The 17,981-nt window shown below is 60.5% G+C and carries 13 protein-coding genes and 2 pseudogenes; 6 read left to right on the top strand and 9 right to left on the bottom strand.

Features of this window, described 5'->3' with window-relative positions:
• Window positions 1-22: 22 nt before the first annotated feature.
• From AYR47_RS33375 to AYR47_RS10725, 3 genes and pseudogenes are all read right to left on the bottom strand, one after another.
• Window positions 23-454, bottom strand: a pseudogene (locus tag AYR47_RS33375) (methyl-accepting chemotaxis protein); the annotation flags it as partial.
• 156 nt (window positions 455-610) lie between these two features.
• Window positions 611-1,249 (bottom strand): annotated as a pseudogene (locus AYR47_RS33370) (PAS domain-containing protein); the annotation flags it as partial.
• A gap of 195 nt (window positions 1,250-1,444) precedes the next feature.
• On the bottom strand, window positions 1,445-1,777 hold the full coding sequence (locus AYR47_RS10725; RefSeq protein ID WP_033898422.1) for a DUF2790 domain-containing protein: 333 nt from the start codon (window positions 1,775-1,777) through the stop codon (window positions 1,445-1,447).
• A gap of 226 nt (window positions 1,778-2,003) precedes the next feature.
• Here AYR47_RS10725 and AYR47_RS10720 point away from each other — a divergent pair, with 226 nt between their 5' ends.
• The 3 genes from AYR47_RS10720 to AYR47_RS10710 all read left to right on the top strand — a co-directional run bounded on the left by AYR47_RS10720 (window position 2,004) and on the right by AYR47_RS10710 (window position 5,775).
• Entirely contained in the window at window positions 2,004-3,323 is a 1,320-nt protein-coding gene (locus tag AYR47_RS10720; RefSeq protein WP_061435198.1) for an OprD family porin, read from the top strand.
• Between the two features lie 344 nt (window positions 3,324-3,667).
• Window positions 3,668-4,342 carry a heavy metal response regulator transcription factor gene (locus tag AYR47_RS10715; RefSeq protein WP_028618699.1) on the top strand — a complete coding sequence of 225 codons (675 nt, stop codon included), beginning with the start codon at window positions 3,668-3,670 and terminating at the stop codon, window positions 4,340-4,342.
• The gene (locus tag AYR47_RS10710; RefSeq protein ID WP_061435196.1) at window positions 4,339-5,775 is read left to right on the top strand and encodes a heavy metal sensor histidine kinase; all 1,437 of its coding nucleotides are present in this window, start codon (window positions 4,339-4,341) and stop codon (window positions 5,773-5,775) included. Before AYR47_RS10715 ends, AYR47_RS10710 begins: the two co-directional genes overlap by 4 nt.
• Here the strand turns inward: AYR47_RS10710 and AYR47_RS10705 are convergent.
• Genes AYR47_RS10705 through AYR47_RS10695 form a run of 3 tightly spaced genes read right to left on the bottom strand, consistent with a single transcriptional unit; the run spans window position 5,699 to window position 11,200 of the window.
• Entirely contained in the window at window positions 5,699-8,836 is a 3,138-nt protein-coding gene (locus tag AYR47_RS10705) for a CusA/CzcA family heavy metal efflux RND transporter (protein ID WP_061435194.1), read from the bottom strand. The two genes, AYR47_RS10710 and AYR47_RS10705, sit on opposite strands and share 77 nt — an antisense overlap.
• 18 nt (window positions 8,837-8,854) lie before the next feature.
• Window positions 8,855-9,961, bottom strand: coding sequence for an efflux RND transporter periplasmic adaptor subunit (locus AYR47_RS10700; protein ID WP_061435193.1), 1,107 nt, complete (start codon window positions 9,959-9,961; stop codon window positions 8,855-8,857).
• Between the two features lie 18 nt (window positions 9,962-9,979).
• Window positions 9,980-11,200 carry a TolC family protein gene (locus tag AYR47_RS10695; protein WP_061435192.1) on the bottom strand — a complete coding sequence of 407 codons (1,221 nt, stop codon included), beginning with the start codon at window positions 11,198-11,200 and terminating at the stop codon, window positions 9,980-9,982.
• 242 nt (window positions 11,201-11,442) lie between these two features.
• Here AYR47_RS10695 and AYR47_RS10690 point away from each other — a divergent pair, with 242 nt between their 5' ends.
• Window positions 11,443-12,813, top strand: coding sequence for a GntT/GntP/DsdX family permease (locus AYR47_RS10690; RefSeq protein WP_033898410.1), 1,371 nt, complete (start codon window positions 11,443-11,445; stop codon window positions 12,811-12,813).
• 40 nt (window positions 12,814-12,853) lie between these two features.
• Here AYR47_RS10690 and AYR47_RS10685 read toward each other — a convergent pair whose 3' ends face one another.
• The 3 genes from AYR47_RS10685 to AYR47_RS10675 form a co-directional block, all read right to left on the bottom strand.
• Window positions 12,854-13,351: a DUF4411 family protein gene (locus AYR47_RS10685; protein ID WP_033898408.1), complete on the bottom strand. Its 498-nt coding sequence runs from the start codon at window positions 13,349-13,351 to the stop codon at window positions 12,854-12,856.
• Window positions 13,348-14,484: an ImmA/IrrE family metallo-endopeptidase gene (locus AYR47_RS10680; protein ID WP_061435191.1), complete on the bottom strand. Its 1,137-nt coding sequence runs from the start codon at window positions 14,482-14,484 to the stop codon at window positions 13,348-13,350. The genes AYR47_RS10685 and AYR47_RS10680 overlap by 4 nt, the downstream gene beginning before the upstream one ends.
• A gap of 70 nt (window positions 14,485-14,554) precedes the next feature.
• Entirely contained in the window at window positions 14,555-15,859 is a 1,305-nt protein-coding gene (locus AYR47_RS10675) for an MFS transporter (RefSeq protein ID WP_061435190.1), read from the bottom strand.
• A 184-nt stretch (window positions 15,860-16,043) separates the two neighbouring features.
• Here AYR47_RS10675 and AYR47_RS10670 point away from each other — a divergent pair, with 184 nt between their 5' ends.
• Complete coding sequence (locus tag AYR47_RS10670; protein ID WP_033898403.1) at window positions 16,044-17,462, top strand: short-chain fatty acid transporter; 1,419 nt, start codon at window positions 16,044-16,046, stop codon at window positions 17,460-17,462.
• Between the two features lie 126 nt (window positions 17,463-17,588).
• Window positions 17,589-17,909 carry a hypothetical protein gene (locus tag AYR47_RS10665; protein ID WP_033898402.1) on the top strand — a complete coding sequence of 107 codons (321 nt, stop codon included), beginning with the start codon at window positions 17,589-17,591 and terminating at the stop codon, window positions 17,907-17,909.
• Window positions 17,910-17,981 lie beyond the last annotated feature (72 nt).

The following is a 17,981-nucleotide window of genomic DNA, read 5'->3' as shown; positions in this document are numbered from 1 at the left end:
TACGATACCTGAAGCCCCAGGCTCAACTCGACAGTTGGTTGGCGAACTGCCCTACCGCACTGACCACCTTTTGCGCGCCGTCCTGGATCTCCACGATCACCGTGCCCGCCTCGGCCGCCAGGGCCAGGCCTTGCTCGGCTTGCAGGCGACCCTCAGTCATCAGGCTCACAGCATCGCGCGCCATGTCCTGGTTCTGACGCACCACGCCGACAATCTCCTCGGTCGCCTTGCTGGTACGCGAGGCCAACTGCCGCACTTCATCGGCCACCACCGCAAAACCACGCCCCTGCTCGCCTGCACGCGCCGCTTCAATGGCCGCGTTGAGCGCCAGCAAGTTGGTCTGCTCGGCAATGCCGCTGATGGTCTTGACGATGGTCCCGATCACCTGGGATTGAGCGTTCAGCGCCTCAATGCCCTCGCCAGCCTGTTGCATGTGCTTGGCCAGGTCGCGCATCACATCCACCGCCTGGGTCACCACGGTAGTGCCGCGTTGGGCGCTGTTATCGGTTTGCAGCGAAGTGCTGTAGGCAATGTTCGCGGCCTCGGCCACCGCCTGTTCCTGATTGACCTGATCGGTGATCACCGTGGCGAACTTGACCACTTTGTACAGCCGGTCGGTGGCGTCCAGCACCGGGTTGTACGTCGCCTCCAGCCACACCACACGGCCATGACTGTCGACACGCTTGAAGCGCGCCGCGACAAACTCACCGGCGTTCAGGCGTTTCCAGAAGTCCTGGTACTCGGTGCTGTTGTATTCCTCCGGCTCGCAGAACATGCGGTGATGTTTGCCCTGGATCTGCGCCAAGCTGTAACCCATGCCACCCAGGAACCGGTCGTTCGCGGTCAGCACGTGGCCACCGAGGTCGAACTCGATCACGGCGGTGGAACGCACCAGCGCAGTGATCAGGTTTTCGTGCTCGCGAGAAGCCTCGATGGTGCGGGTGAGGTCGCTGGAGTAAATCGAAAAATGCTTGATGCGCCCATCTGAGCTGCGCACCGGCTGCACAATCGAACGCAGCCAGGCTTCCTGGCCGTTGCCACGCATCAGGCGCACGGTGCCGGCGAAGTGCTCGCCGCGCACCAGGGCGTTCTTGAAGCGCTGTTGGAATTCATCCCGACGCACATGGACCGGCTCCAGATCTTCGATCTTTCGCCCCAGCAGTTGGCCGCTCTGATAGGCCAACTCTTGCAGGAAGTTGGCATTGGCCCACTCCACCCGGCCTTCGGCGTCCAGCGTCAGGCACAGCATTTCGCTTTCCAGGCTCTCCTTGACCTGATTCAAGCTGGACAATTCTTCGCGAAGAGCCGACAGCTCCTGCTTCAAACGGGTGTTGAACATGGGGCACCGATGGTCAAATGGGGAGAGTGATCTGACCTGCATCGGCGCTGTCGGCGTTTTCTGAAGAGGGCTTTAGCCTCAGGTCCAACAATATTTTTGGATCCATCAACTGCCATTGTTTCGGCACACGCCCATCACTTGGTACTCAAGGGTATTGAGCTTGCCGCTGGAGTCTTCGTAGGTCATGCGCGACGGCACCGGGTTGCACGAACGGATCGGCGGCGTGACGTTGACCACCTTGGCGATGTCCAGCTTCATGCCATAGCGGTACGCCTGCACCTCGGGCGCCGGCTTGCCCTTTTTGGCGGCATAGTCGGCCATGGCTTTCTGATTGCGCTCCATCATCAGCGCGAACGTACGATCGCCCCCGCCTTCAGCCAATGCACCGAACGATAAAACTGCCGTTAACACGCCCAGCGCGATTTTATAAAAGTTCATGGTTAGTTCCTCGGTTGAAAAGTTCAGTGCCGAGACTAACCAACTGACCCTGACGCAATCTTCACCAGAACATTACTTATTTGTTAGATAACGGCGAGCTTCCAGAATTGTAATCTTCACGCCACTTCTTCGTTATCCACGGTTTGCAACTATCAGCCCGGGCCAGATCAATAAGAACGCCCACTCCCATAAGAAGCTGAAAACTGCCATTACTTAGGAGCGAACCATGCGTATCCGTCACTACAGCCTTCCCCTTTCACTGTGCGCCGCCTTGCCCTTGGCCGCCGTGGCGGCGCAAGAGAAACCCGAGGGGTTTATCGAAGGCAGCAGCTTCAACGTGCTGGCACGTAATTTCTACTTCAACCGCGATGATCGCAAGGGCCAGTCCAGCCCCACCGGCAACGGCTACTCAGAAGCCTGGGCGCAGGGATTGATTGGGCGCTTCGAATCCGGTTTTACCCAGGGCACCGTGGGGTTTGGCCTGGACGCATTCGCCATGGTCGGCGTGAAGCTGGATTCGGGCACCGGCCGCAGCGGTGGCAAAGGCTCGTTCGGCGTATTGCCGGTGGACAGCGATAACCGCCCGGAAGACAGCTACAGCAAATTCGGTGGCGCCGCGAAATTGCGTGTGCTGGATACCGTGATCAAGGCCGGCGATGTATTCCCGCTGACCCCGGTCGTGGCTTACGGAGATTCACGTGTTTTGCCGGAAAGCTTTCGCGGCGTCACCGCGCAAAACACCAGCCTTGAGGGCCTGAGTTTGCAGGGTGGGCGCTTGAGCGGCATGAGCCAGCCGACGCAAAGCGGCATGGACAAGGGCTTTGCCACCTTCTACGCAGGCCCGGTCGACTCGCCCTGGATCGGCTATTTCGGCGGCGACTACACCGTCAACAAAAACCTCAGCGTCAGCCTCTACAGCAGCCGCTTGAAAGACGCCTGGGACCAATACTACTTCGGCACCGCCGGCAACTATCCACTGGGCGAAGACGTCTCGCTGTTCGGCGACTTCAACTACTACAAGGCTGTGGACGAAGGTAAAAAGCTGCTGGGCGAATTCGACAACAACATCTGGAGCGCCAGGCTCGGGGTCAAGGTCGGCGCCCACAGCCTAGCCGTCTCGCACCAACGCAACAATGGCGATGACGACTTCGATTACCTGCGCCAGTCCGACTCGATCTTCCTCAACAACTCGATCCAGTACAGCGACTTCAACTCGCCCAAGGAACGCTCGTGGATGCTGCGCTACGACCTGGACATGCAGGCGTTCGGCATTCCTGGTTTGTCGTTCATGACCCGCTACGGCAAAGGCACCGGCGCTGACTACAGCAACGCCAACGCGGTGTACATGCGCCGTGACGCGGCCGGCAACCCGCTCACCGATCAACGCCGCTGGGAGCGGGACATCGAGGCCAAATATGTGGTGCAAGGTGGCCGCTTGAAGGACTTATCGCTGCGACTGCGCCAGGCGACAGTGCGCTCAAGTGCATTTGAATCGGACCTGGAAGAAGTTCGCTTGATTGTCGAGTATCCCATTGCCGTGCTTTAAGCGAGGCCAATTACATTCACTTGCCGATGCGCTACATCTGTTCACAAGTTGAAGTCTGTCAGAACTGTAATATTGGCCTCACCCTCCCGTTAAGTTGCACTTTTTACACTGCACATCGAACACAACTCATCTCTGCGGCTTTTGTGTAGCTCCTTTGGAACAGAGATGAACTTTTTGCGCCCCGATTGGGGCGTTTTTTTTGTGTGCTGGGTCAGTGACGAATCGTCGCACCCGCCTGACGCGGCTTGACCCTAAAGCTACTTCACGCTTCAGAGTTTTCCTACAGCCTACTCAGCCTCGCCATGAGGCCATGCCCCTTTTCGTTTTCTTTGAAGGTAACCCCCATGCGTATCCTTGTGGTTGAGGACGAACAAAAAACCGCCGACTACCTGCAGCAAGGCCTGACCGAAAGCGGTTATGTGGTCGATTGCGCCGCCAGCGGCATTGATGGCCTGCACCTGGCCAGGCAACACAGCTATGAATTGGTGATCCTCGACGTCAACTTGCCCAACACCGACGGCTGGGAAGTGCTGGAACAACTGCGCCGCGACGGCAACCAGCGCGTAATGATGCTCACCGCGCGCGGCCGGCTGGCCGACAAGATCAAGGGACTGGACATGGGCGCCGATGATTACCTGGTCAAGCCCTTCGAATTTCCCGAGCTGCTGGCCCGTGTGCGCACTTTGTTGCGGCGCAGCGAGCACATCCCGCTGCCAGACGTGCTGCGCGTCTCGGACCTGGAACTGGACCCCCGCCGACACCGTGCCTATCGCGGCAATCGTCGGATTGACCTGACCACCAAGGAATTCGCCCTGTTGCACGTACTGATGCGCCAGGCCGGCGAAGTGATGACCCGCACGCAGATCATCTCGCTGGTCTGGGACATGAACTTCGACTGCGACACCAATGTGGTGGAAGTCTCCATCAGCCGTCTGCGCGGCAAGGTCGATGACCAGAGCGAGGTGAAGTTGATCCATACCATTCGCGGTGTAGGTTATGTGCTGGAGGCGCGCCCATGAAGACCAGCAGCCTGTCGATGCGCCTGGGGCTGACGGTCAGCCTGATGGGCGCCGGATTGGTGGTGCTGCTGGCGAGCCTGGCATACCTGGCCCTGACGCACGAACTGGACAAGCTCGCGCGCAAGGGCCTGGAAAACAAAATGGAGCAACTGGCCCATACCCTCAACCAGGGCCTCGATGAACACCGCATCACCAACCGTCCTCATTCACTGCTGGACCTGGTGATGGGCCACGACAACATCTACCTGACCATCCTCGGCGCAAGGCCCGATGCACCGGTACTGCTCAGCGTCGGCGCCAAGCCCCAGCAACCGCTGCTGCTTGACGTGCCCACCGGCAAAAACCTCGCCTATTTGAACTGGGTCGATGGCCAGGGCAATCGCATCCTCAGTGCGACGCGCCTGATGCCCTTGCAAGGGGGCGAGTATGTCCGCGTGCTGCTATCGCTGGACCGCTCCGATGATGAAGCGTTGCTCAGTGCTTATCTGCGCTCCACGGTAATCGCCCTGCCGATGTTGCTGATCCTGATCGGCATGGGCGCCTGGTGGCTGGTGCAGCGCGGGCTCGCGCCGTTGCAACAGTTCAGCCGCGTGGCGGCCAAGGTCACGACCCAGGACCTGACCCATCGCCTGTCCCTGGACAACCTGCCCAAGGAGCTGGGCGAATTGGCCGAGGGCATCAACGTTATGCTGCATCGCCTCGACGCCGGGGTGCAGCAACTGTCGCAGTTCTCCGACGACCTGGCCCACGAACTGCGCGCGCCGTTGACCAACCTGATGGGCAAGGCCCAGGTGACCTTGTCCCGCGAGCGGCCTTCGCAGGAATACAAAGCCAGCCTGGAATCCTGCACCGAGGAAATGGAGCGCCTGTCGCGGATTGTCTCGGACATGTTGTTCCTCGCTCAGGTCAGCCATCCCGCCGCGCGCGCCGGTTTTGCCCCGGTGTCGCTGGCACAGGAAGCACAGCGGGTGATGGAGCTGTTCGCCCTCAGCGCCGAAGACAAGCACATCACCCTGAGCCTGCGCGGCGATGCCTGGGTGATGGGGGATCGCCTGATGATCCAGCGCGCCATCTCCAACCTGCTGTCCAATGCCATTCGCCACACCCCCGATGCTTCCAGTGTGTTGCTGCTGGTGGAAAGCTACGACCAGAACGTGTCGCTGTCGGTGGGCAACCCAGGGCGCGGTATCGAAGCCCATCACCTGCCCCACCTGTTCGAACGTTTCTACCGCGCCGACAACAGCCGCGCCCGTGCCGAAGGCGGCACCGGCCTTGGGCTGGCGATTGTGCAGTCGATCATGCGCCTGCATCAGGGGCACGCCGACGTCAGCAGCCAGCCGGGCCGGTTTACACGGTTCAGCCTGGTGTTTCCTCGTCCTTGCGATGCGCCCATTGATACAACGCCGGCAGCACCAGCAAGGTCAGCAACGTAGAAGAAATAATCCCGCCGATCACCACCGTCGCCAGCGGCCGCTGCACCTCAGCGCCGGTGCCGGTGGCGAGCGCCATGGGGATAAATCCGAGGGACGCCACCAACGCGGTCATCAACACCGGACGCAGCCGGGTCAGCGCGCCTTCGTTGATTGCCATCGACAACGAGCGCCCTTCCTCGCGCAGGTTGCGGATGAACGCAATCATCACCAGGCCGTTCAACACCGCCACGCCGGACAAGGCAATAAAGCCCACCCCCGCCGAGATCGACAGCGGAATATCCCGCAGCCACAACGCCATGATCCCACCGGTCAAGGCGAATGGAATGCCGGTAAACACCAGCAGGCCATCCTTGAGGTTGTTGAACATCATGAACAGCAAGCCAAACACCAGCAGCAGCGCCACCGGCACCACGATGCGCAAGCGCTCGGAGGCTTCCTTCAGCTGTTCGAACTGGCCGCCCCAGGTGGTCCAGTAGCCCGCTGGCACTTTCACCTGAGCGAGGATGGCCGCCTCGGCTTCCTCGACGAACGAACCGATATCCCGTCCCCGCACGTTGGCGCTAACGATCACCAGGCGCTTGCCATTCTCGCGGCTGATCTGGTTCGGGCCGAGCACCAGGTCCAGGCTGGCCACTTGGGACAACGCAATGAAACCCAATTGGCCAGACGCATTACCCGGCACCGGTATCAACAGCCGCGACAGCCCGTCGATATCGGTGCGCAACGCGTCGGACAAACGCACGACCATGTCGAAACGCCGGTCGCCTTCGTACAACGTACCGGCCTGACGCCCTCCGACAGCGACGGCGATGGTGTCCTGCACATCCCCCACGTTCAGGCCAAATCGCGCGGCCTTGTCGCGGTCGATATTGATGGTCAGTACCGGCAGGCCAGAGGTTTGTTCAACCTTGACCTCCGAGGCGCCACTAAGCTTTTGCAGGGTCTCGGCGATTTCCCCGGCGGTCTTGTTGAGCACCGTCATGTCATCGCCGAACACCTTCACCGCCACATCGCTGCGCACCCCGGAAATCAGCTCGTTGAAACGCAGTTGGATCGGCTGCGACAACTCGTACGCACTGCCCGGCACAATCGCACTGGCACGCTGGATATCAGCGATCAGGGTTTCGCGGGACTTCTTGGGATCCGGCCATTGGTCCTTGGGTTTGAGCATCACGTAGCTGTCGGAAATGTTCGGTGGCATCGGATCCGAAGCAATTTCCGCAGTGCCAGTGCGCGCGAAGACCCGCTCGATTTCCGGCACCTGGGCCATCAAGGTTTTTTCCAGTTGCTGCTGCATCTGCACCGACTGCGTCAGGCTGGTGCCGGGCACGCGCAGGGCCTGCTGGGCAAAATCGCCTTCGCTGAGGCTGGGGATAAATTCGCTGCCCATGCGGCTGGCGACAACGCCTGACGCAACGATGGTCAACACGGCCAGGCCGAACACCAGCGGACGGCGCGCCATCACCCAGTCGAGCACCGGTGCATAGACCCGACGCGCGCTGCGCATGACGATATTTTCTTCTTCCTTGACCTTGCCGGTGACGAACAGCGCAATCGCCGCCGGGACAAAGGTCACCGACAGAATCATCGCGCCCAGCAGGGCAATCACCACGGTAAACGCCATGGGATGAAACATCTTCCCGGCCACCCCGGTGAGGGCGAAGATCGGCAGGTACACCACCATGATGATCAGTTGGCCAAAGATCAGCGCCCGCCGTGCTTCCTTGGCGGCGGCGAACACTTCGTGCAGGCGCTCGTTGCGGGTCAGCAGTCGTCCATGGCGCTGCTGGGCATGAGCCAAGCGGCGGATAGCGTTCTCGACGATCACCACCGCGCCGTCGACGATGATGCCGAAGTCCAGCGCGCCGAGACTCATCAAATTGGCACTGACCTTGTTGGTGAACATCCCGGTAAAGGTGAACAGCATCGCCAGGGGAATCACCATCGCGGTGATCAGCGCGGCGCGGATATTACCGAGGAACAGGAACAGCACCGCGACCACCAGCAGCGCACCTTCGAAGAGGTTTTTCTTCACGGTGGCGATGGCTTTTTCGACGAGGTTGGTGCGGTCGTAGACGGTGACGGCGACCACGCCTTCAGGCAGCGAACGGTTGATCTCTTCAAGTTTTTTCGCCACGGCCTGGGACACGCTGCGGCTGTTTTCGCCGATTAACATGAATACCGTGCCCAGCACCACTTCGCGGCCATTTTCGGTGGCGGCACCGGTACGCAGCTCACGGCCGATCTCGACCTGGGCCACATTGCGCACGCGAATCGGCGTGCCATCCGAACTGGTGATGACGATATTGGCGATGTCGTCGATGGACGCCAATTGCCCCGGCGCACGGATCAGCAGTTGCTCGCCGCTGCGCTCGATATAGCCGGCGCCGACGTTGGCGTTATTGCGTTCCAGCGCCGTGACCAGGTCATTCAAGGTCAGGTTGTAGGCGGCCAGGCGCTTGGGGTCGGGTGCAATCTGGTATTCCTTGGCGAAGCCGCCGATGGTGTTGATCTCGGCCACGCCCGGTACATTGCGCAGTTGCGGCTTGATGATCCAGTCCTGGATAACCCGCAGATCGGTTGGTGTGTAGGGCGTGCCATCGTCCTTGAGTGCGCCGTCCTTGGCCTCGACGGTCCATAGGAAAATTTCCCCCAGCCCGGTGGAAATCGGCCCCATCGCCGTCTCGATGCCCAGGGGCAATTGCTCACGGGCAACTTGCAGGCGCTCATTGACCAATTGGCGAGCGAAGAACAGGTCCGTGCCGTCCTTGAAGATCACCGTGACCTGGGACAAACCGGAACGCGACAGCGAACGCGTCTGCTGCAAACCCGGCAAGCCGGCCATGGCGGTTTCGATGGGAAAGGTGATGCGCTGCTCGGTCTCCAACGGTGAATACCCGGCCGCGGCCGAGTTGATCTGCACCTGCACGTTGGTGATGTCGGGCACCGCGTCGATGGGCAGTTTCTGATAGCTGGCGATGCCGACACCGGCCATCAACAGCACCGCCAGCAGCACGATGATGCGCTGCTCGATGGCAAATTGGATAAGGCGCTCAAACATGGGGAATCACTCGCGGGATCAATGGGCGTGTTCGGCCGAGCCTTTGCCCAGTTCGGACTTGAGAATGAAGCTGCCAACGGTGGCCACCTGTGCGCCGGCGTCGAGACCTTGGCGTACTTCGACGTAGCCGTTTTCGCTCGCGCCAAGCTCCAGGTGACGGGTGACAAACCCGTGCTCGGTGCGCATGAACACCGAAGGTTTGTCCTCGACGGTCTGGATCGCCTCCTGGGGGACGGTGACCTTGGCCTGGAACGTGTCGGTGGCCAGTTGCACGCTGACAAACAAACCAGGACGCCAAGCATCGTCAGGGTTGGGCACGCTCACGCGCACGGTGGCCGTACGGGTTTGTTCACCCAGCAGGCTGCCGACATAGGCCACAGTGCCCTGCACTTCGGTGCCCATTTCCGTAGAGCTGACCTTGACCGGCTTGCCGACTCGCACCTTGTTCAAATCCTTGGGAAACACGCCGAACGTCACCCACACCTGGGTCAAGTCCGAAAGAGTGAAGGCGTTGGTGGTCTCACTCACGACTTCACCGACACCCAAGTGTTTTTCCACCACCACGCCAGCGAACGGCGCACGCAGCTCATAGCGATTGCCGCCCACCCATACGGCGCTGCCACTGAGAGCCGTCATCTTCTGGCGGGCATTGTTCAGGGCGATTTCGGCTTCCTGCAGCGCCTGGCGCGCCAGCAGGTAATCCTGCTCGGCGGAGATTTTGTCTTGCCACAATTGGCGTTCGCGCTGGAAGGTGGTGCGTGCCAGTTCGACCCGTCTCTCGCTGGCCGCCAATTCGCTGCGCTGGTCGGAAATCTGCTGGCTGGCGATCACCGCCAACAGCTCACCTTTCTTCACCGATTGGCCGAGGTTGACCTTTACCGACTCCACCACGCCCGCCGTACGCGGGAGGATGTGGGAGGTTCGATCTTCGTCAAAGCGCACTTCACCCGGCAGCACCAGCAACGTGCTGATCGAACGCGGTTGAGCCTGGGCGACCTGAATGCCAGCGGCCTGAATCTGCTGCTCGGTGAGTTCAAGCTCGCCTTCTTCTTCGTCGGCCCTTGCAAAGCTGGACAGCATCAGGCTCAAGGCGACGGCAAGCGCCACGCCATGTTTGTTGTTCATAAAGGACTCCAGGAAAAATCAAAACCGGGCGAGGTCGCCGTAAATCCGTTCGATACGCACCCAGGCATCGGTGGCCTGGGCGGTGGCGTTGAGGTATTGGGTGCGGGCCGCGATCAGCGTGCGCTGGGCGTCCAGCACGTCGAGGAAGCTGAACTTGCCCATTTCGAAACCACGGGTGGCGCTGTCCACCGCGCTTTGGGCGGCGGGCAGGATCTGCTGGTTAAACGCGCGCACCTCGGTATTCGCGGACTGCCACAGGTCCAAGGCCTGGCGGGTTTCGGTGCGCAGGCGCAGTTCGGTGGCGTTGCGCAGGTCGCGGGCCTGATCGGCGCGGCGGGTAGCGGCGAGAACGTTGCCCTGGTTGCGGTTGAACAATGGGATCGGCATCGACACGCCCACCAGGTTCACCCGCTCGCGCACGCTGGCGTCGTACTGGCTGCCGATGGACACGTCGAGGTCGGGAATGCGCTGGGCTTTTTCCAGGCCAACGCTGGCTTCGTTTTGCTGGATGCTCAGTTCGGCCAGGCGCAACTCGGTGGTCTGCTCAAGGCGCGCCAGCAACTGGGTGGCCGACGGCACGGTCGGTGTTGACGGGTTTTGTGTGGCGACGGCCTGGAAGTTCGGCGCGGCGCTGCCAGTACTGGCGGCCAGGCGACGATAGGCATCGGTAAGGCCAATCTGCGCGCGGTCGAGTTCCAGACGAATCTCCGATAACTGCACCTGGGCCCGTGTGGCCTCCACCGGTGAGGCCTTGCCTGCTGTCACCCGACCGTTGGCGACAACCAGCCCGCGTTCCGCCACCGTCATGGAACGCTGCGCCAAGTCGAGGCGTTCCTGGGCACGCAAAGCGCCGTAGTAGTTGTCGATGACTTCGGCGCGCAGGGTGTTGCGGCGCTGCTCCAATGTCAGCGCGGCGGCGTCCTGGGCGCGGGACGCCACGTCGATTCGCGCCCCCCGCTTGCCACCCAGTTCCAGGGCCTGGCTGATCTTGATGCTGGTGGTGCGGGAGTCACGACGGGTGTCCTCCACATCCCAGGAGGCCACCGGATTGGGGATCAACCCGGCCTGCTGGCGACCACCCTGGGCAATGTCGATGTCCCATTGTGCTGCCGCCAGTTCCGGGTTGTTGGCGAAGGCGGTTTGCAGGGCCGAGTCGAGGGTGAGGGTTTGTGCCTGGCTCGCGCTGGCAACCACCCACAACACGCCCGCCCCCAGAAGTTTTCTAACGGAAATTGCCATAACGAGAGTTCCACGCCCATGAAGTACAAGCGGGGGCAATGTAGCTGTCACGACTTATCAGGGCGGTGGAGCAAAGATTACAAATCCGACAGCAATGGCTCTGCGGCGGGCCTCACGGCGCCTTACCGCTGATCGCACCAAAACGGCACATAAGCACTTGGCCATCGCGGGATCAGGTATGCTTTTCGGGCAGGAAACAAAAAGAAACAATTTCCCAAACCTGTTCGATAAGGAGTCCCGTTTTGGAGTTATCGACTGCCGCGTGGATGGTTCACGACACCCGCCTTATGTTCTGTGTACTGCTGGCCATCGCCAGCATCATCGTGCTGATCAGTGCGACCAAATTGCCGCCGTTCCTGTCGATCCTGATCGGCACGTTCATCGCCGGGGTCGGCGCGGGCCTGCCGCCTGAAGAAGTGGCCAAGGCGTTCAGTAAAGGTGCCGGCGCGATCCTCGGTGAAGCCGGGATCATCATCGCCCTGGGCTCGATGCTCGGCGCGCTGATGGCGGAATCCGGTGCAGCCGACCGCATCGCCACGACCTTGCTCGGGTTGGGCAAGGGCAAGTCACTGCCCTGGGTGATGGCATTGGTGGCCATGGTGATCGGCTTGCCGCTGTTCTTCGAAGTGGGCCTGGTCATGATGGTGCCGATCATCTTTGTGATGGCTAAGCGCTCAAACCAGCCGCTGCTGAAAATCGCCATCCCGGCACTGGCGGGCATGACCACCCTGCACGCCCTGATGCCACCCCATCCAGGGCCACTGATTGCGGTAGGCGCGCTGCACGCCGACCTTGGCCTGACCATGTTGCTGGGTTTCTGCATCGCGGTACCGGCGGTGATCCTGGCGGGCCCGATCTACGGCAACTGGTTGTCCAAGCGCCTGCATGTGGATGAGCCTGCGGATATCGGCGCGCTGTTCAGCGCACCGCCCAAGGCACCGCGCCAGCCGAGTTTTGCAGTGTCGTTGTTGATTATTCTGTTGCCGGTGATTCTGATGTTGGGCAGCACCTTGGCCAAGGTCGCACTGCCGGCTGAAAGCACCCTCGGCCTGACCCTGAAATTCCTTGGCGAACCGCTGATCGCCCTCGGCCTGGCCGTGATCGCCGCCGTCATCTGCCTGGGCTGGGCCGCCGGCATGCCGCGCACCGAGGTCGGCAACACCCTACGCAAGGCCCTCGCGCCCATTGCCGTGTTGCTGCTGACCATCGGCGCCGGCGGCGGCCTCAAGCAAACCCTGTTGGATGCCGGCGTGAGCCAGACCATCAGCAAGGTCGCCGAAGGCGCGCACATGCCCTACCTGCTACTCGCGTGGTTGATTGCAGTTGCGCTGCGCCAAGCCACTGGCTCGGCCACCGTTGCCACGACGACCACCGCCGGCATCCTCGCGCCGATGATGGCAGGTCTCGCGGCGACGCAGAGTTCGTTGGTAGCCTTGGCGATTGGCGCCGGCTCGGTGTTCTTCTGCCACGTCAACGACGCCGGGTTCTGGATGGTGCGTGAATACTTTGGCTTGCAGTTGAAGCAGACGATCTGGGTGTGGTCGGTGTTGCAGACTATTGTTTCGGTGGTTGGCTTGATCGGTACGCTGCTGTTCTGGCACTTCCTGACTTGAAATTGCCACGTCGAGGGGAAGTATCCTTCCCCTCACTCAATCAGTGATGCAGAACAAAACGAGCATCGAGCTTACCGAGTAATTCAAATGTGTTCATGTAAGGCACGCCAAACAGAGAACACACATTGGGAATCGTGAACTTACGCTTGATGTCAGGGTTGTAGACCTCATGCGTGACGACCACTGCGCCGGTGGTCATTGCCTTGGCAATCAACCAGGGATCTGCGCCCTCGAGAAACTCTTCAAACGCTCCGGCTTTCATTGCAGGCATCTGCTGCGCAATCTTTGCGACGATATGCCCAAACGCGGTTTGAGTTGGCTCATCGCTGGAGTCCTCGAACAGGTGCGCGTTGCCTTTAACCCACTGGGTCAAATCATCATTGCCTCTGGCTAATTCATCCCTTACCGGCACGATACTGGCAATTTCCAGAGCCTGATGCTGTTGAAGAATCCACGCCCAATATCCTGGGCAAATCGACATTCCGTAATAGCGATTTTTGGCCTCAATCAGCGTATTCGAATCCAGTAGATGCTTCATGCCGATAGCTTCATCCCATAAGTCTTCAGCTTGGCAGGCTGCACACCCAGCAGTTTTCCTGCGTCTCGTAGCAGAATTCGGCCGCTCTGCGCTTCTGCCAGGACGGCCTTGCTCAACCGGGTACTGTTTCGAATAGCTGCCGTGCGGTAGTAATCTCCTCCATTACCGCCCTTATCTCGATATTCCTGCAAGATCCGACGGTAATAAGCGCCGTATTGATCACTGCTGATATAGCCGAGATCACGGGCACGACGTGCAATCACCAACATGCTGACCCGAAAGCGCCCAGCCAGCGGCGCAAGGTTTTGCTCCCAGTGCACGTTCGAATCCCATTGCGCTCGAAAGACGAGCTCCGGTGCCAGAAACTCCCCCGCTACCGAATTGCAAAAAGCTTCTTCCTGACGCGCGCTGTGACTGCTGCCATCAGATACCCCCGTGCTACCAATCCAGATATGCGCCAGCTCATGCATCAAGGTAAAAAGGCGTGCCGTGGGTGCGTCCGCACTGTTGATGAAAACCACGGGGGCTAGAGCGTTGCTGATCGCAAATCCTCGAAATTCGCTGACATCCAGTTTGCGGTGGGTATTTCCCAAGGCAACACCGCTGCGCATGACAAGAATGCCTGCCTCCTCAGCGCCACTCACCAAAGCCCTGAAATAGTCTTCATAAGTCATACGAGCAAAGTCATCCGTCACGCCGAGTACGCGACGAATATCTGTTACCACTTCCTTGATAGGCGAACGGCTGTGGAAACTTCCCACGAAGGGCAGCGCAGAGCGTTCTTGATCCTGTAGGTACTCCAAGTACCAATCTTGTTTACGCAGCACGTCTCGCACTGTGTCCAGCAGGTTCAAGCTGGGTTTGTCTGGAAAAACGCCACCCACAGTACGCAGGTCAGGAAGAGGAAGGTGCTCCTGCGGCGGAGCCTTGAGAAAGAGGAAGCCAAAGGGTACTTGCGCGATAAGGGCCCATTTTTGCGCTTGGTTGAACGTGGGAAGGTTCTGACCCTTCTCCCACGCTTTCACTTTTTCGACGCTGACTGTAAGGCCTCTGGCAATTTGCGCCTCAGACAACCCCGCCCGCTGGCGAGACCAGGACAGGATGGCGAAGTTGATAAAGGCGGTCTGAGTCATAGGGTTCTACATGCCAACCAGAAGTTGAAGTGACTATAGAAATGGCATCAACCCCCGTCAATTGATGGCCCTAGGTGCCATTTGTAACAGCGTCTACCGTGTGGCGCTTACCAAACAGCGCCACACTCACCACCCCCACCGCCCCCATCACCAAGCAATACCCCACGCAAATCCACGGGCTGGTCGGCATCAGCGCAATCAGCAACAACGGCGTGGTACTCGCCCACAGCGCGTAGGCAATGTTGTAGGTAAAGGAGATCCCCGACACCCGTACCTGCGCCGGAAACAAGCCGACCATCACCGACGGCACCGCGCCCACCACGCCGCAACTCAAGCCCGCCACGGCGTACGCCGCGCCCAGCCAGATGCCGCCGCTGATCAGGCTGGCGTACAGGACCGCAATCCCCACCGGCAGCAACAGGCTGTAGACCAGCACCGCGCGCCAGGCGCCGATGCGGTCGACCAGCAAGCCGGCCAGCACACAGCCGATATTGAGGAACACGATGCCCAAGGCACTCAAGGCGAAGGTGTGGCTGGGGCTCATGCCGAAGGTTTTCTGCATCATGGTCGGGGTGATGACCACCAACACCACCACGGCGGAGGTGAGCACGCAGGTGAGGATCATCGCCGGCAGCAGTACGGCGCGGTGGTCACGCAACACGGTGCGCAGGGGGAGTTCGGCGGCGGCCTGGCGGCGGGCCTGCATTTCGAGGAACACCGGGGTTTCGCTGAGCCAGCGGCGCAGCCACACGCCAATCACGCCAAACACACCGCCGAGCAGGAAGGGAAAGCGCCAGGCGTAGTCGAGGATTTCGGCCGGGGTGAAAACTTGCGCCAGCAGGGTCGCCGTCAACGCACCGAGCAGGTAGCCGAAGGTCAGGCCAGCTTGCAGGAAGCCCAGGGCGTAACCGCGATGCTGGGGCGGCGCGTGTTCAGCGACGAAGGTCCAGGCACTCGGCACTTCACCGCCCACCGCCGCGCCTTGCAGCACGCGCAACGCCAGCAGGATCAGCGGTGCGAAATAACCGATTTGCGCGTAGGTCGGCATGATCCCAATCAGCAGGCAGGGCAGCGCCATCATCAGGATGCTCAGGCTGAACACGCGCTTGCGTCCCAGATGATCGGCAAAGTGAGCCATCAGGATGCCACCCAGCGGGCGCGCCAGGTATCCGGTGACGAAAATGCCGAAACTTTGCAGCAGGCGCAGCCACTCGGGCATTTCCGGCGGGAAGAACAGCTGGCTCAAGGTCAGCGCGAAAAACACGAAGATGATGAAGTCGTAGATTTCCAGGGCACCGCCCAGGGCGGCCAGGCCCAGGGTTTTGTAGTCGGAGCGGGAAAAACGCTGCGCCTGTGCAGGAAAGGTGGCTGTCATGTGGAGGCTCGGCAGACAAACAAAATGGCGTGCAGGTTATGAGCTGAGCCCATTGATGGCAATCACGACAGATATATTTGTTTTCCTCATGGATCGATGAAGATAACTGCATTCCCATATCAATGGCCGTAGCGGAACATGCCGGAAAATTGCCTGCACCTAATAACTATAAGAGGAAAGACTCGTGGCCGACGCTATCGAAGAAAGCCGCTATGCCCGATTTGCCCTGCGTTGCTCCAATTTCGCCGAACGCTGGTTTCCCGATTCCTGGGTGTTTGCCGCCCTCGCCGTGATCATCGTCGCCGTGGCGACCCTGGGCATGGGCGCCGCGCCGACCGAGGCCGCCAAAGCGTTCGGCGACGGGTTCTGGAGCCTGATCCCCTTCACCATGCAGATGGCCTTTGTGGTGATCGGCGGTTATGTGGTGGCCAGTTCGCCGCCCGCGGTGAAACTGATCGACCGCCTGGCGCGTATCCCGAAGAACGGCCGCTCGGCCGTGGCCTGGGTGGCGTTGATCTCGATGGTCGCTTCCTTGCTGAACTGGGGCCTGTCTCTGGTATTCGGCGGTTTGCTGGTGCGGGCGCTGGCGCGTCGTACGGATTTGAAGATGGATTACCGCGCGGCCGGTGCGGCGGCGTATCTGGGGCTGGGCGCCGTATGGGCGCTGGGGTTGTCGTCGTCCGCCGCGCAGTTGCAGGCCAACCCGGCCAGCCTGCCGCCGTCGATTCTGTCGATCACGGGGGTGATCCCGTTCACTGACACCATCTTCCTGTGGCAATCCGGCGTGTTGCTGCTGGCGTTGATCGTGGTCTCGCTGATCATCGCCTACGCTACCGCGCCCGGCCCGAACAGCGCGCGTGATGCCAAGGCCTGTGGCGTCGACCCGGCGTTCAACCTGCCAAAGATTCAAGCACCGACGCGACCCGGTGAATGGCTGGAACACAGTCCATTGCTGACCATCCTGCTGGCGCTGCTGGCAGCCGGTTGGCTGTTCCACGAGTTTTCGACCAAGCCGGCGATCAGCGCAATTTCGGGGCTGAACACCTACAATTTCCTGTTCATCATGGTCGGCGCCCTGCTGCACTGGCGCCCGCGCAGCTTCCTCGATGCGGTGGCCCGTGCGGTGCCCACCACCACCGGCGTGCTGATCCAGTTCCCGCTGTACGGCTCGATTGCCGCGCTGATGACGGTGGTGAAAGGCGGTGACGGCCAGACCCTGGCCCACCACATTTCGACCTTCTTCACGTCCATCGCCTCCCACGACACCTACGCGCTGCTGATGGGCGTGTACTCGGCGGTGCTCGGTTTCTTCATTCCGTCGGGCGGCGGCAAGTGGATCATCGAAGCGCCCTACGTGATGCAAGTCGCCAATGACCTGCAATATCACCTGGGCTGGGCGGTGCAGATCTACAACGCCGCCGAGGCGCTGCCGAACCTGATCAACCCGTTCTATATGCTGCCGTTGCTGGGCGTGCTGGGGCTGAAGGCGCGGGATTTGATTGGGTTTTCGTTCGTACAGTTGTTGGTGCACACGCCGCTGGTGTTGTTCTTGCTGTGGGCGTTGGGGACGACGTTGAAGTATTTGCCGCCGGTCATGCCTTGACCGCATCTTCCGATTAATCGCGTGGGGTTGTCCTACTCCAGACAACGGCAACCCCTGACTCCTCCCATCAACGCCTTTGATTAACCTGTCTCGGATTCCTCCTCACCTGAAACCAAGGAAAATCCGATGACGCCCCTCTCCAAATCACTGGAAGAACTAATCACTGATATCTACAAGGACGATAACGTTTCGGTCACTGAATACCGAATCTTGCGCGACGACGCCGACCGCCGCATGGCCGCCGTGATCAAGGAATTCGGCCTGCATAACAACATCACCGCGTTCCAGAAATCGATCGACGTGGCGATGCAGCTGTTGCAGACCAGTGTCATCGATGCAAAGAAGCCCAAGCTGACCGACACCGGCGAGGCCATCGTCAAGGATGCGGTGACGGCCCAGGTCGAGTACTTGCGCGCGGGCAGCCAGCTGGCACTGCGCCTGCTGTGAAATCAGTGTCTTCGTTCCGTCACATTGCATTGCTACCGTCCTGCGAAATATCTTGCAACATCTCGCCAAGGA

It is taken from the genome of Pseudomonas azotoformans, assembly GCF_001579805.1.
Taxonomy (GTDB): domain Bacteria; phylum Pseudomonadota; class Gammaproteobacteria; order Pseudomonadales; family Pseudomonadaceae; genus Aquipseudomonas; species Aquipseudomonas azotoformans_A.
This window is presented reverse-complemented; position numbering and strand designations above follow the sequence as displayed.